The 13,456-nt window shown below is 36.8% G+C and carries 15 protein-coding genes and 1 tRNA gene; 13 read left to right on the plus strand and 3 right to left on the minus strand.

Annotated features, from left to right (window positions below):
• The 12 genes from E1171_RS18445 to E1171_RS18500 all read left to right on the plus strand — a co-directional run.
• Positions 1-1,050 (plus strand): glycosyltransferase (locus tag E1171_RS18445; RefSeq protein WP_155207535.1); only part of this gene is annotated, 1,050 nt, incomplete at its 5' end.
• Positions 1,047-1,301 carry a hypothetical protein gene (locus E1171_RS18450; protein ID WP_155207536.1) on the plus strand — a complete coding sequence of 85 codons (255 nt, stop codon included), beginning with the start codon at positions 1,047-1,049 and terminating at the stop codon, positions 1,299-1,301. The genes E1171_RS18445 and E1171_RS18450, both read left to right, overlap by 4 nt.
• Before the next feature lie 312 nt (positions 1,302-1,613).
• Entirely contained in the window at positions 1,614-2,813 is a 1,200-nt protein-coding gene (locus tag E1171_RS18455) for a GAF domain-containing SpoIIE family protein phosphatase (RefSeq protein WP_155207537.1), read from the plus strand.
• A gap of 122 nt (positions 2,814-2,935) precedes the next feature.
• Positions 2,936-3,580: a polysaccharide deacetylase family protein gene (locus tag E1171_RS18460; RefSeq protein ID WP_155207538.1), complete on the plus strand. Its 645-nt coding sequence runs from the start codon at positions 2,936-2,938 to the stop codon at positions 3,578-3,580.
• 31 nt (positions 3,581-3,611) lie between these two features.
• Positions 3,612-4,712: a glycosyltransferase gene (locus E1171_RS18465; protein WP_155207539.1), complete on the plus strand. Its 1,101-nt coding sequence runs from the start codon at positions 3,612-3,614 to the stop codon at positions 4,710-4,712.
• A 155-nt stretch (positions 4,713-4,867) separates the two neighbouring features.
• Positions 4,868-5,635 (plus strand): TatD family hydrolase, encoded by a 768-nt coding sequence (locus E1171_RS18470; RefSeq protein ID WP_155207540.1) that lies wholly within the window; start codon positions 4,868-4,870, stop codon positions 5,633-5,635.
• A 22-nt stretch (positions 5,636-5,657) separates the two neighbouring features.
• Positions 5,658-6,728 (plus strand): asparaginase, encoded by a 1,071-nt coding sequence (locus E1171_RS18475; RefSeq protein ID WP_155207541.1) that lies wholly within the window; start codon positions 5,658-5,660, stop codon positions 6,726-6,728.
• A gap of 248 nt (positions 6,729-6,976) precedes the next feature.
• Positions 6,977-7,064 (plus strand) — tRNA-Ser (locus tag E1171_RS18480).
• 99 nt (positions 7,065-7,163) lie between these two features.
• Positions 7,164-8,024, plus strand: a complete 861-nt coding sequence (locus E1171_RS18485; protein ID WP_155207542.1) for a MotA/TolQ/ExbB proton channel family protein — start codon at positions 7,164-7,166, stop codon at positions 8,022-8,024.
• A gap of 120 nt (positions 8,025-8,144) precedes the next feature.
• Positions 8,145-8,378, plus strand: coding sequence for a hypothetical protein (locus E1171_RS18490; protein WP_155207543.1), 234 nt, complete (start codon positions 8,145-8,147; stop codon positions 8,376-8,378).
• A gap of 1 nt (position 8,379) precedes the next feature.
• Positions 8,380-8,946 (plus strand): ExbD/TolR family protein, encoded by a 567-nt coding sequence (locus E1171_RS18495; RefSeq protein WP_155207544.1) that lies wholly within the window; start codon positions 8,380-8,382, stop codon positions 8,944-8,946.
• A 2-nt stretch (positions 8,947-8,948) separates the two neighbouring features.
• The gene (locus E1171_RS18500) at positions 8,949-9,410 is read left to right on the plus strand and encodes an ExbD/TolR family protein (RefSeq protein WP_155207545.1); all 462 of its coding nucleotides are present in this window, start codon (positions 8,949-8,951) and stop codon (positions 9,408-9,410) included.
• A 355-nt stretch (positions 9,411-9,765) separates the two neighbouring features.
• Here E1171_RS18500 and E1171_RS18505 read toward each other — a convergent pair whose 3' ends face one another.
• Positions 9,766-10,539, minus strand: a complete 774-nt coding sequence (locus tag E1171_RS18505; protein WP_155207546.1) for an AMP nucleosidase — start codon at positions 10,537-10,539, stop codon at positions 9,766-9,768.
• Between the two features lie 27 nt (positions 10,540-10,566).
• Here E1171_RS18505 and E1171_RS18510 point away from each other — a divergent pair, with 27 nt between their 5' ends.
• The gene (locus tag E1171_RS18510; RefSeq protein WP_155207547.1) at positions 10,567-11,022 is read left to right on the plus strand and encodes a type I restriction enzyme HsdR N-terminal domain-containing protein; all 456 of its coding nucleotides are present in this window, start codon (positions 10,567-10,569) and stop codon (positions 11,020-11,022) included.
• Between the two features lie 50 nt (positions 11,023-11,072).
• Here E1171_RS18510 and ald read toward each other — a convergent pair whose 3' ends face one another.
• A complete protein-coding gene (gene ald / locus E1171_RS18515; RefSeq protein WP_155207548.1) occupies positions 11,073-12,188 on the minus strand; it encodes an alanine dehydrogenase in 1,116 nt (371 codons plus the stop codon).
• 295 nt (positions 12,189-12,483) lie between these two features.
• Positions 12,484-13,254, minus strand: a complete 771-nt coding sequence (locus tag E1171_RS18520; RefSeq protein ID WP_155207549.1) for a DUF1573 domain-containing protein — start codon at positions 13,252-13,254, stop codon at positions 12,484-12,486.
• Positions 13,255-13,456: the final 202 nt, after the last annotated feature.

Genomic DNA, 13,456 nt, shown 5'->3' on the forward strand with positions numbered 1-13,456 from the left:
GAAACCTCTTTTTATTTTACTGTATTGATTCCTGTTAGAAATGAGGAGAAACATATTTTAAATTTATTACAAGGGTTAAATGGGCAAACCTATCCTTCTTTTGAAGTAATTATTATAAATGATTCTTCGGAGGATGAAACTTTGAAAAAAATTAGAGGTTTTGTACCACAATTGAATTTTCCTTTGAAACTGATTCACCTTGACTTGTCTGATGATTACAAAGGGTCCCATAAAAAGAAGGCCATTACTCTTGGTGTGGAGTGTTCTTCTGGTGAAATTATAGTTTGTACCGATGGAGATTGTTTGGTCCAAAAGGATTGGCTGGCCACTCTGGACAGTTATTGGAACGGGTTTGGGGAAAAGTTGCAATTTGTAAGTGGAGGAGTGACTTTTCAAGGAGAACGTAATTTTTTTGAACAATTACAAACCATTGAGTTTGCCAGTTTGATTGGTGCAGGGGCCGCATCCATGCAATTGGGAGCTCCAAACATGTGCAATGGGGCTAATTTATCTTTTCGCAAGTCGGCTTTTATAAAAATTAATGGGTATGAAGGTGTTGACCATATCGCTTCAGGGGATGATGAGTTTCTAATGCAGAAAATAAATAGAGCATTTCCTGGGCAGTTGGGATTTTTAAAGCATAGCAGTCATGTGGTGAGTACCTGGGCCAAATCAAGTATAAAAGAATTTATGCATCAACGAAGAAGGTGGGCCAGCAAGTGGAGTTTTCATAAAAATATAAAAGTGCAAATTCTAGCCATTTTGGTTTTGTTATATCATCTTGGGTGGATTGCCCAATTCGTTTTACTCATTTTTGGTCTTTTTCCTCCTTCTTTATTTTTGTTTTTACTATTGTTAAAGTCAATGGCGGAATTTTTATTTTTAAAGGATGTACTAGGCTTTATGGAAAAACGGTTGAAAAAGTTTCACTTTTTAATCTTGCAGATTCTTTACTCATTCTATGTGGTTTTAATAGGAATAGCCGCTAACTTTGGCTCCTACCAATGGAAGGGAAGGGAAATTAATCCAAAAAATAAATTAAATAAATGACGGATCTTGAATATGAGGTGCTCGACGAACTTTACTTTGTGCAGTCCTATTCGCAATTAAGTCAATCGACAGATGTAGCAGAAGAAAAGTTGTTTGCAGTGTTGAAAGATTTACTTAAAAATCATTGGATAAAATGCCTGAAATCTCCAGAAGAAGAGGTTTTTGATGAAGATTTGAATTTTGAAAAATATTATAAGCATTATTATTATCTTGCCACCAAGAAGGGCCTAATGGCACATAATAGCCTTTAATTATAAAAAGTTACAAAATTTTCTTTTTCCTTCAATTATCACTAAAATCTCTTACTGGATTGGTATACATCCTGATGAATTATGGGATAACTAGGTTTAGAGAATGATTTAGAAGTGTTTCCCTATTTAGATCTATGTAGCCCCAAATGTTCGGAATACGTCCTTTAGGGTTGAAATTCCAGGGTAGTAAATCGTAATTTAGAAATTGTTTTTGCTTTTGAAAGGTCTTTCATGAGGCCCATACAAGAAATGTGACAATCAATCGTTTTGATAAATACGCTGAATCGCAAGAACATTAAATATTTAGTTTAGATGGTAGAAACAATAAAAAACCAGTTAGAAATAAAAGAACTGGAGCTTAATGCTTTATTGGAAATTACGCAATCCGTCAATATGAATTTGCCGGAAGAATCTCTTTATAAAATCTACCATTTTACCTTAAGAGCGAATCTAAATATTAAGAAACTAGCTCTTTATGTGTTTAATGAGCAATGGAATTGCGAAGTGAATTTTGGTACCTTATCAGATTATTCTGAGGTTATTCTTCCTTCTAAATTTTTAAATCAGAGAGAAATTAACCGAATTGATCAAGACAGAGAGGATAGCAGTTTCAAAGAATTTGATACCTATGTGCCGGTGGCTCATAAAGATCGCTTGTTAGCCGTTGTGTTCGTTGGCAGTGATGAGCTGGAAACCAATACCGATTTTATTCAGGCTCTTACCAATTTTATTATCGTTGCTATAGAAAATAAAAAATTGGGAAGAAGGCAATTGGAGCAACAAGCCCTTAAAAAAGAATTGGAAATTGCTTCTCAGGTTCAGCAATTACTATTTCCAAAAAGCTTACCCAATAAAAAGAATCTTCAGATTGAAGCTACTTATTTTCCTCACCACCGGGTGGGTGGAGATTATTACGATTATCTTCCCATTGATGAGAACCGTTTTTTAGTTTGTATTGCCGATGTTTCAGGGAAGGGAGTTCCCGCCGCCATTCTGATGTCTAATTTTCAGGCCTCTTTGAGAACATTGGTTCGAAAAACCACCAATTTGAAGGAAATTGTGGAAGAGCTTAATTATCAAATTATGCAAAATGCCAAAGGAGAGAACTTTATTACTTTCTTTTTAGCTGTGTATGATCGAAGTCAAAAGGTTCTTAATTACGTTAATGCAGGTCACAATCCTCCTGTTTTGGTTTGTCCTAAACGCTTTATGTTTCTTGATTCGGGAACAACTATTCTGGGTGCCTTTTCTAAATTACCTTTTTTGAATGAAGGAAAAGTGGAGGATTTGGAGAAGTTCTTATTTTTCGCCTATACAGATGGGCTTACGGAAACAGAAAATGATTCCAAGGAATATTTTGGAACAAAAAGGCTGGAAGTTTTATTAAAAAATAATAGGGAGGAGGAATTGACCCTAGTCCACCAAAATATTCTAGCAGAATTGGATCAATTTAGAGGGAAGAATGAGTATGCGGATGATATAACTTTTCTTTCCTGCCGTGTGGAGCCTTAAATTCCTTACCTAAATTTCTCCTAATCCCTCCCTTTTCTATGTTCCATGATTAAAACAAAAGGGAATTTTGGGGACTACCCAATTAATTACTTGATTCCTTTTGGAAAGAACATCAAATGGCCATGTATTTTCACAAAACCCCTTTTTGGGTAAAAAGAATATTTTCTGCTTACACCTGGGACATTCCAGAATCGGAAAAGGTTTTGTATCTTACTTTCGATGATGGCCCCGTGCCGGAAGTTACTACTTTTGTTCTGGAACAGTTAAGCCAATTTAATGCAGAAGCTACCTTTTTTTGTGTGGGGGATAATATTCGAAAACATCCGGAGGTATTTCAAATGATCCTCCAAAATGGACATGCGGTTGGGAATCACACTTTTAATCATTTAAATGGATGGAAAACTCCTGTGGAGGAATACTTGGACAATATTGATCGCTGTGCAAATGAAATGGTTAAAAATTCCCCCAACTCTAATTTTTCTTTGCTAAGACCTCCTCACGGGAGAATTACCCGTAAACAGGCAGGCCAATTGAGGAGAAAAGGATATCAGATTATCATGTGGGATGTGTTAAGTGGAGATTTTGATGTCCATTTGGATTCGAAAAAGTGCTTTGAAAAGTCGATTCAAGGAACAAAAGAAGGCACAATCATAATTTTTCATGACAGTTTGAAAGCAGAAAGGAACTTACGGTATGTTCTGCCCCGTTATTTAGATTACTTTTCATCAAAAGGGTTCATTTTTAAAAAATTACCTGAAAGTTTTTGATACTTTCTGTTTTTAGTATCCACTCCCGGTTATGTTTTTATTTTTTCTCCTTTCGATTTCGGTTTGCGTTATTACCATTTTGTTAGATTCTGCATTAGTTCTCCTTTGGCCTAAAAAGGATGATAAGATAGCTGAATTTTCGGACCAACTACCTTTTATTTCGGTATTGGTTGCCGCAAGAAATGAGGAAAAATACCTTCCTTGTTGTTTAAAAAGTCTGCTAAAGGTGAATTATCCTGCTTCTAAAATGGAAATTCTGGTAGGAAACGATGCTTCTACTGATAATACTTATCGTATTGCCAAAGAGTATGATGATAAGTTTGATCAGGTGAAGGTAATCGATATAAAAGAACGATGGGGCCTAGCAAAAGGTAAAGCCAATGTGTTGGCTCATTTGGCAAAAAAAGCCCAAGGAGACCTATTTTTAATCACGGATGCAGATGTGGAGGTCCCGGAAAATTGGATACAAACCTATTTAAAGTACTTTGATAAAAATACAGGAATTCTTACGGGGATGACCTCGATAAAGGCAAAATCTGCCTTTTCCAAATTGCAGGAAATTGATTGGATGTTTGCTTTGGGAATGTTAAAAGTGGTAAGTGAACGCTTTAGACCAGTGACTACCATGGGAAATAATATGCTAGTAAGCCGTGAAGCCTATGAAGCTACGGGAGGCTATGAGTCAATTCCCTTTTCTATTACCGAGGATTTTGCCCTTTTTAAAGCGGTGTATGCAAAAGGTTTTGGGGTAAAACAACTTTTCGATCCTCAGATTAATGCCTGGACGCAGGCAATTGAAGATATTCCCGTACTTTTGCAGCAAAGAAAACGCTGGATGAGAGGAGCAATTCAACTTCCTATTCCAATTGTCTTTTTATTGACTGCTCAAGCCCTGTTTTTTCCTGCATTTTTGCTTTTGTTGATTTTCCAGATAAAGTGGGCATTTGTTCTGCTGTCAGTGAAATTAGGGGTCCAGTCCCTTTTTATTGCCAAAGTTTATAGGAGATTGTCCATAAAGGCAGACCTTTTTTGGCTCCTGGCTTATGAATGCTATTCTATAATTTTATCTTTGAGCCTGATGGTATTTTTTGTTCTTCCATTAAAGTTGGACTGGAAGGGAAGAAAGTATTGAAAATTGAGATTCCATGATGAATTATGTGGGACTTCGATACTGTAAAAGAGGAAGCTAATAAGGGAAATGGCTTTTTATTTAAGCATTATTTATTAAATAGTGACTTTTTTATAAAGGGAAATTATAAGTACAAAATCTTTTAAAAGAAGAAGTGAATGGAGTTTGTTGATACGCATGCTCATATCTATGCAAAAGAATTTAAAGCTGATATTGAGGCAATAATTAATCGAAGCCGGGAAGAGGGAGTGAATAAAATATTTATGCCTAATATTGACCACACTTCCATAGATGATATGCTGGAAGTGGAAAATCGCTTTCCTGATCAATGTATAGCCATGATGGGACTTCACCCTTGCCATGTTAAGAAAGACTTCCAAAAAGAATTATATATAGTGGAGGAGTGGCTTTCCAAAAGGGGCTTTGTAGCTGTAGGTGAAATTGGAATCGATTTATATTGGGATAAATCTACCTTGGAATTGCAGCAGGAAGCATTCAAAATTCAGATAGAGTGGGCTAAAAAATATAATATTCCAATCGTAATTCATTGCCGAGATGCCTTTGAAGAAACCATGTCAATAGTGGAAGAGTTAAAGGATGATCGCCTTTATGGAATTTTCCATTGTTTTACGGGAAGTGTGAGTGAGGCTCAGCGAATTATCGACTCAGAATTTATGATTGGTATAGGTGGGGTTGCCACCTTTAAAAATGCCGGAATGGATAAGGTAATTCCTGGAATAGATTTGAAACATATTGTTTTGGAAACCGACAGTCCTTATTTGGCTCCTGTTCCTTTTAGAGGGAAAAGAAATGAGCCTTCCTATATTCCTAAGATAGCCCAAAAGGTTGGAGATTATCATGAATCGGCTATTGATATCATAGCTGAGGTAACTACGGCAAATGCCCGAAAGGTTTTTAAATATTAATTTTGGTTTATCTACTAATATTATGATTCATAGTAAAGTTTTGAAAATCAATACTGTAGAACCTGAATTGCCACAAACTTCCATTCTTTTGATATATACAGGAGGAACTCTTGGCATGGTTTATGGTGAGTCAGGAGCACTGGAGCCTTTCAATTTTGAACAGATCCTAGATAAGATTCCGTCTTTAAAAACCCTGGATTTGGAGTTGAGTGTCATATCTTTTTCGAAATTAATTGATTCCTCAAATGTTAATCCCAAAGATTGGAAGGAAATTGGGAATATTATTTTTGAGAATTACAATAGATATGATGGCTTTGTCGTTCTTCATGGGACTGATACGATGGCGTATAGTGCTTCTGCTCTGAGCTTTATGCTTTCTGGGTTAAATAAGCCGGTGATTTTTACAGGAGCCCAGTTACCTATTGGGGCTGTACGATCTGATGCCCGAGAAAATTTGATTACGGCCATTGAAGTTGCGTCTGCGAGAAAAGATGGTTTGCCGATAGTTTCCGAGGTTTGTATTTATTTTGACTCCTATCTGTTAAGGGGAAATCGTGCCAGGAAAGTTCAAAGTATACATTTTGATGCTTTTGAGTCTGTAAATTACCCGGTATTGGCAGATGCCGGGGTCTTGATGGATTATCACCAATCCGCTTTAAAAAAGTACGGGGTAGATCATAATATAGAATTTAAAACAAATTTTGATTCTTCAGTGGTTGTCTTGAAACTTTTTCCAGGTATAAGCCGGGAGGTGGTGAAAGGAATCCTGGAGATTGAAGGGTTAAAGGGAGTAATACTTGAAACTTATGGTTCTGGAAATGCCCCTACTGACCAATGGTTCATTGATTTAATGCAAGATGCTGTAAAAAGAGGCATTATTCTTTTAAATGTATCTCAATGTAATGGCGGAAAAGTAATTCAGGGTAGGTATGGTACCAGTGCTTTACTTAAAAAAATGGGTATCCTTAGTGGAAGTGATATGACCACAGAAGCTGCTGTTACTAAATTGATGTTTTTGCTGGGTACAGAAAACGATCCGAAGAAAATCAGGGAAGCCTTGATTAGGCCTCTGGCGGGTGAATTGACTGAATGAAAATTTTCTTAATTTTTTTTAATCCCAGATAAGAATTTTTATGATTTAGCGTTTCCTGAATCGTATAATCTGGGACAACACCAGATTGGCCTGAATGAAGCAGTAGAGTATACATACTGTATTTTAAGAGTAAAAGAGAAATTATTGTAGAGGCCTGCTTTATTCAAGGGTAAAAAATTATCTAATATTTGCATTAAGTTTATTTTATTAATTTATTTGTGGCTCGGACAATTTAAAAAAACACTTACAGAGAGGTGACCGAGTGGCTGAAGGTGCACGCCTGGAAAGCGTGTGTGCCCTATCCGGGTACCGAGGGTTCGAATCCCTTCCTCTCTGCTTTTTTGTTTTTAAATTTTTTTTAAAATACCTTAACAACCGATTAATTTACTTTTAAACTGTTTAACCTTTAAAATACAACTTTTAACAATCAGATTTATGAAAAAGTTATTTGCTTTATTATTGCTTACTGGGGTGATGACTTTTGGTTATTCCATTAAGTCCTTTGCGCAGGAAGAAAATGCTGCTGCAACAGAAGAGGTTATGACTGATGAGTCATCGAACGATTCTACAGCAGTGGCTATGGAAGAAGCAGAAGTAGAAGAAGCTGTGGTAGAAGAGCCTGCTTCCGTTATTGAAGAAGAAATTGCTCCTGCTGAGGAACAGTCTTTTCACCAAATTGTGAAAACACAATTTATTGCTGGTGATCCATTGTTTATGACTCCTGTATTGCTTTGTTTAATCATTGGTTTAGCTATTGCAATTGAAAGGATCATTACTTTAAACATGGCTACCACTAATACTGATAAGCTTTTAAACAAAGTGGAAGCTGCTTTGGAAAGCCAAGGAATCGAAGGTGCTAAAGAGGTTTGTAAAAATACTAGAGGTCCTGTAGGTTCTATTTTTACTCAAGGACTAATGAGATACACAGAAGGTATTGATATGGTTGAGAAATCGGTAATCTCTTACGGATCTGTGGAAATGGGTCGATTAGAAAAAGGGTTGGTATGGATTTCCCTATTTATTGCATTGGCTCCAATGTTAGGATTTATGGGTACTGTAATTGGTATGATTGGCGCATTTGATTCCATTGAGGCGGCTGGAGATATTTCTCCTTCATTGGTTGCTGGAGGTATTAAAGTGGCCTTATTGACTACCGTAGGTGGTTTGATCGTTGCTATTATCCTACAAGTATTCTATAACTACATTGTATCTAAAGTTGATTCATTGGTGAACAACATGGAAGATGCTTCTATCTCCCTAGTTGACCTTTTGGTTAAGAATAACATGACTAAATAATTTTTGTTGACCTTTTAATATTATCTTTTTATGGATTTTATTGATGTTAGTATATACGTAGCCTATGTGTTAGTAGGTCTTGCTACTGTGTTCACAATTGTGCTGCCATTGGTCAATGCAATGAGTAACCCTAAGTCGCTGGTTAAGTCGGCAATAGGGGTTGTGGGACTGTTAGTTTTGTTCGGACTGTCCTACGCAGTTTCTGGGGATGAGACTCCTGCAAAATTTGTGAAGCAGGGTGTAGACGCTTCTAGTTCTCAGTTTATTGGTGGAGCACTTATATTGACCTATATTTTAATGGCCTTGGCTTTTATGAGCTGGATAGGCTCGGAAGTAAGTAAAATGTTTAAGTAATATGGCAAGAAGTAGAAACAGAGGTAGTCAGGAAGTGAACGCAGGTTCGATGGCGGATATCGCCTTCCTGTTGCTGATCTTCTTCCTGGTTACTACAACAATTGCTTCGGATAAAGGGCTTTTAATCACTCTTCCTCCGAAGCCGGATCCAAATGAACCACCACCAGATATTAAAATGAATGAGCGGAATATTTTCAAGATTCTCGCTAACACTCAAGATCAGTTGATGGTGGAGGATGAACCAATGGAGGATATTTCGCAATTACGTCCGATGGTGAAGGAGTTCGTACTGAATTATGGAAAAGATCCTAAAAGTTCAGACAGTCCTAAAGATGCTATTATTTCATTCAAAGCAAATCGTGGAACAAGCTACGAGTTATTTACCAAAGTTTTGGATGAATTATTTGCGGCTTATAATGAAATGTATGCTCAAAGAGCTGGTGTGACAGTAGAGCAGTGGAGGAACATAGATCGAAAAGATCCTGTACAGAAAGCCTGGTATGATAAAGCCAGGAAAGACTTTCCTAAGAACATTTCGATTGCTCAACCGTCAAAAGGAGGTAATTAATTATGTCAAAGTTTAAGAAGAAATCAAAGGCGAGTCAGGATATCCCTACTTCAGCTTTGCCCGATATTATCTTTATGTTGTTGTTCTTCTTTATGGTAACAACCGTAATGAGGGAACAAGACATTCTCGTTGAGCAAAAGATTCCTCAAGCTACTCAGTTAACCAAATTGCAGAAAAAATCCTTGGTGAGTGTAATTAACATCGGTCCACCAAAGGATGCTTCTCGATGGGGTACTGAGTCTCGAATCCAGTTGAATGATGCCATTGCTGATGTAGATGACATTGTGCTTTGGGTGAATGAGAGAAAGGATGAGCTTGATGAAGTTGAACGTGATCAGATTACCATTAACTTGAAAGTAGATAAAGATGCCAAAATGGGGATCGTAACTGACGTTCAAGAAGAGTTGAAAGAAGCAAATGCATTAAAAATTATGTACAACACTATACAGGATACTGATAGTTGAGTTGTGTAAAATATTTCGATAAAAAAACCTCTTTGTTTTGCAGAGAGGTTTTTTTTATGTCTTTTTTGAAATGGGATTTATAGAAGTTAAGGTTTGGGTCTTGATTTCTTGTTTAATGGGGAGCTGGATTTAGAAAACAGAATAACTTGGATTTTTATTCTAGGCCTAGATTTTAAAAAGGATGAAATTATAGCTTGGAAGGGAGAATTAAAGGACATTGAGGGGAAATGATCAATGTTTTGTATTTTCATTAATTTTGTTGACCAAATTATAGTTGTAAGAGGGGCAGGTAAAGGGAAGGAAAGGGGGGTAGGCAAAAAAGAGCTACCTTTTTACAAAAGTAGCCCTTAAACTTTTATTCAAACCTAAGATGTTTTACGGATTCCCCTGAATCTCTTAATTCAAGAAGTGAATCAATTCCAATTTCCAGATGTTTGTTAACGAATTTAGAGGTAACCTTTTTGTCACTTTCATCGGTTTTAACTCCTTCAGGGATCATCGGATTATCTGAGACCAGTAATAATGCTCCATGAGGTATTTCATTCATAAACCCTACGGTGAAAATTGTAGCGGTTTCCATATCCACCCCCATGGCTCGAATACTTCTTAAATAATCTTTAAATTCCTCATCATGCTCCCACACTCTTCGATTAGTTGTATAGACGGTTCCTGTCCAATAATCCATTTCATGCTTTTTAATCATTGAGGAAACCGACCGTTGAAGACGGAAGGAGGGAAGAGCAGGGATTTCGGATGGCATATAGTCGTCACTTGTACCTTCGCCCCGAATAGCAGCTATTGGTAGGATTAAATCCCCCAACTGGGTTTTCTTTTTCAAACCCCCACATTTACCGAGGAAAAGGGCAGCTTTGGGCTGTATGGCAGAAAGTAGGTCCATGACGGTAGCTGCCATAGCACTTCCCATTCCAAAATTTATGATGGTGATGTTTGCGGCTGTAGCGGATTGCATGGGTTTGCCCACACCATTCACTTGTACTCCGAATTTTTCCGAAAACATTTCCACATAGTTGATGAAATTGGTAAGCAGTATGTATTCTCCAAAATCTTCTAAAGGAACTCCTGTGTAGCGCGGCAACCAATTGGATACTATATCACTTTTTGTTTTCATAAAGCTAGGATTGATTAAATTTGCAAAATGATAAAACTTAACTTACCAGATATTGCCCCCAAAATTAAGAAAGAGGGCCTGAATAATCTAATTTTTGACTTTATCCGGAAAAAATATCTGGTATTAACTCCCGAAGAATGGGTGCGACAACACTTTGTGCATTACTTGGTAAATCAACTTAAATACCCCAAGGGATTGATTCAACTAGAGGGAGGTCTTAAATACAATCGTTTGTCTAAACGCTCAGATATTGTGGTGTTTGACCAATTAGGTGAAGCATTTTTATTAACTGAGTGCAAAGCCCCCTCCGTAAAAATCACCTCAAAAGTATTTGAACAGGCCGCCACATATAACTATTCGTTGAAAGCAAAATTTGTTGTAGTGACCAATGGTTTGCAGCATTTTTGTTGTCAATTGGATTATGACCAATCACAGACTGTTATGCTGGATTATATACCTCCTTTTTCAACCGGAAAAAGTTAAAAAAAAAGCTGCCTAAAAAAGCAGCTTTCTTAATTTATGTTCTTATCAAATTAATTCAAGTAGTTTTCTACATTGTGGTATGGTAGGTCAAATGCTTCTGAAACCCCTTTGTATACTACATCACCACCGATAATATTTAAACCTTTCTTTAACTCTTCGTTTTCCTGGCAAGCCTTTTTCCATCCTTTTTCTGCTAGCTGAAGACCATATGGTAAAGTAGCATTGTTTAAAGCAATAGTCGAAGTGTAAGGAACTGCACCTGGCATGTTAGCGACACAATAGTGAACCACGTCGTCTATAATATAGATCGGATCCTGGTGCGTAGTCGGTTTACAAGTTTCAATACATCCTCCTTGGTCTACGGCAACATCTACTAGAACCGTACCTGGACGCATATCTTTCAACATGTCTCTAGTGACCAAATGAGGAGCTTTTGCCCCTGGAATTAAGACTGCCCCAACAATAAGGTCATGAGTTTGAATTAACTTTCTAATGTTGTACTCGTTGGACATCATCGTATTGACATTGGCAGGCATTACATCATCTAAATATCGCAAACGCTGCAAGCTTATATCCATGATTGTAACATCGGCACCTAAACCTGCTGCCATTTTGGCCGCTTGGGTTCCTACCACTCCTCCACCAAGAATTAATACTTTGGCAGGTTGAACACCTGGTACTCCTCCTAATAGAATACCTCTTCCTTTCATTGGTTTCTCCAGGTATTTGGCTCCTTCTTGAATGGACATTCTACCGGCAACTTCCGACATTGGAACCAAAAGAGGTAAGCTTCTGTCTGCTTTTTCTACAGTTTCATATGCCAAACAAATAGCCTTTCTTTCAATCATGGCTTTTGTTAATGGCTCGTAGGAAGCAAAGTGGAAGTAAGTAAATAATAATTGATTTTCCTTTATCAAATTATATTCCGGCTCGATAGGTTCTTTTACCTTAACAATCATTTCAGCTGCTTCATAAGTGGCTTCAATGGTAGGTAAAATCTGTGCACCTGCTTCAATGTATTCATTATCAGTAAATCCACTGCCTTCTCCAGCTGTAGATTGCACATAAACTGTATGCCCACGCTTCACATATTCCTTCACGTTTGCTGGTGTAAGACCAACACGGTTTTCATTATTCTTAATCTCCTTAGGAACACCAATAATCATTGTAAAAAAAATTTGGATTGTCAATGCTTTATAATGGGCACAAATATAATAAGTGGTTGGGAATATAAAAGGTTAGAAAACAGAAACTTTGTGTTTTAAAGAAGAATTAAAATGAGATTATAAGGGTTTTAAATCGTTTGTGTTTTGTTTTATCCGAATGTAAAAGGCCTAGATTCTGGTAAGAGATCATTCATTACCAGCAAATATTGATTAAGAATTCCGAAAAAGTGAAAAATCTTTTTCGGAGAGGATTTCTTTATAAGCACCCACAAAGGGTGCTTATACAAATATAATATTAAAATTTAACCGTTTCTTTCATAATGCTTTGGTTGGAAAGGTCTTCAACCACTTCTGCTTTTAAGATAAAACTTCTAGCAGGTTTGGCCAGGTCATTTGAAAGAAGGGTGATGCTTTCGGTACGATTTCCAGTTTTTTTGGGCTCATAGATCAACTGAAGAGATTGACTTTCACCTGGTGCCAGAGTGGGATTTTTGTCTACCATTCGGATACAATTGCAGGATGACCTAAGCCCTTGTATTTGTAGTGCCGATTTCCCTTCATTTTTTAATTGAATTTCAACACCAGTTTTTTGACCCAATTGAACTTGTCCCTTAATCACCGATTGGTTAGGAAGACTTAATTTTGGAGATAAAGCTAAAGTTTCTGGACTAATAATTTTTTCTTCATGGCTTTTCCGTAAAACAGATCCCATTATATAAAGTACTGAATTACCTTCAGAAGAATTGGAACTAATGGTTATGCTTTTTTTAAAATTACCTGGACGATTTTTGCTGTTATACTTTGCTGTAATCAATCCTGTTTCTCCCGGATTAACAGGTTCTTTTGTCCAAAAGGGAGTTGTGCATCCACAAGAAGCCCTTACAGAAGAGAGAATTAGGGGTTGATCTCCTGTGTTGGTGAAAACAAAATCAACTGTTGCTTGTTCTCCTTCTATGATATCTTCAAAATCATGTGTTTTCTTTTCAAAGGAAATAATAGCCTGGCCTTTTGAAGAAATTGAAAATATGAAAAAAAATAGAACTAGAAATAATCTTCTGCGTATCATTTAATTGGTAGATTTTTGTTGAACTTTTTAGAATTGTATTACAAATATAATCAGGTAAAATTACTTTTTCTAATACTTTAGTTGGCTTTGAGTAAGGTTGTTACAAACGATTGATTGTTTGATTCCTTAGTCTTTTTGGTTATTTTTGTAGGCATTCAAATTGATAGGTTGGCCTTACTTATCTTATTCTTATGTTCAATTC

The sequence above is a fragment of the Xanthovirga aplysinae genome, from assembly GCF_009711365.1.
Taxonomy (GTDB): Bacteria; Bacteroidota; Bacteroidia; order Cytophagales; family Cyclobacteriaceae; genus Xanthovirga; species Xanthovirga aplysinae.

Coding starts and splice junctions, on each gene's coding strand:
- E1171_RS18465 (WP_155207539.1), top strand. CDS start 3,612: ATGTTTTTATTTTTTCTCCTTTCGATTTCGGTTTGCGTTATTACCATT.
- E1171_RS18485 (WP_155207542.1), top strand. CDS start 7,164: ATGAAAAAGTTATTTGCTTTATTATTGCTTACTGGGGTGATGACTTTT.
- E1171_RS18510 (WP_155207547.1), top strand. CDS start 10,567: ATGATAAAACTTAACTTACCAGATATTGCCCCCAAAATTAAGAAAGAG.
- E1171_RS18495 (WP_155207544.1), top strand. CDS start 8,380: ATGGCAAGAAGTAGAAACAGAGGTAGTCAGGAAGTGAACGCAGGTTCG.
- E1171_RS18455 (WP_155207537.1), top strand. CDS start 1,614: ATGGTAGAAACAATAAAAAACCAGTTAGAAATAAAAGAACTGGAGCTT.
- E1171_RS18460 (WP_155207538.1), top strand. CDS start 2,936: ATGTATTTTCACAAAACCCCTTTTTGGGTAAAAAGAATATTTTCTGCT.
- E1171_RS18500 (WP_155207545.1), top strand. CDS start 8,949: ATGTCAAAGTTTAAGAAGAAATCAAAGGCGAGTCAGGATATCCCTACT.
- E1171_RS18470 (WP_155207540.1), top strand. CDS start 4,868: ATGGAGTTTGTTGATACGCATGCTCATATCTATGCAAAAGAATTTAAA.
- E1171_RS18505 (WP_155207546.1), bottom strand. CDS start 10,539: ATGAAAACAAAAAGTGATATAGTATCCAATTGGTTGCCGCGCTACACA.
- E1171_RS18520 (WP_155207549.1), bottom strand. CDS start 13,254: ATGATACGCAGAAGATTATTTCTAGTTCTATTTTTTTTCATATTTTCA.
- E1171_RS18475 (WP_155207541.1), top strand. CDS start 5,658: ATGATTCATAGTAAAGTTTTGAAAATCAATACTGTAGAACCTGAATTG.
- E1171_RS18490 (WP_155207543.1), top strand. CDS start 8,145: ATGAGTAACCCTAAGTCGCTGGTTAAGTCGGCAATAGGGGTTGTGGGA.
- E1171_RS18450 (WP_155207536.1), top strand. CDS start 1,047: ATGACGGATCTTGAATATGAGGTGCTCGACGAACTTTACTTTGTGCAG.
- ald (WP_155207548.1), bottom strand. CDS start 12,188: ATGATTATTGGTGTTCCTAAGGAGATTAAGAATAATGAAAACCGTGTT.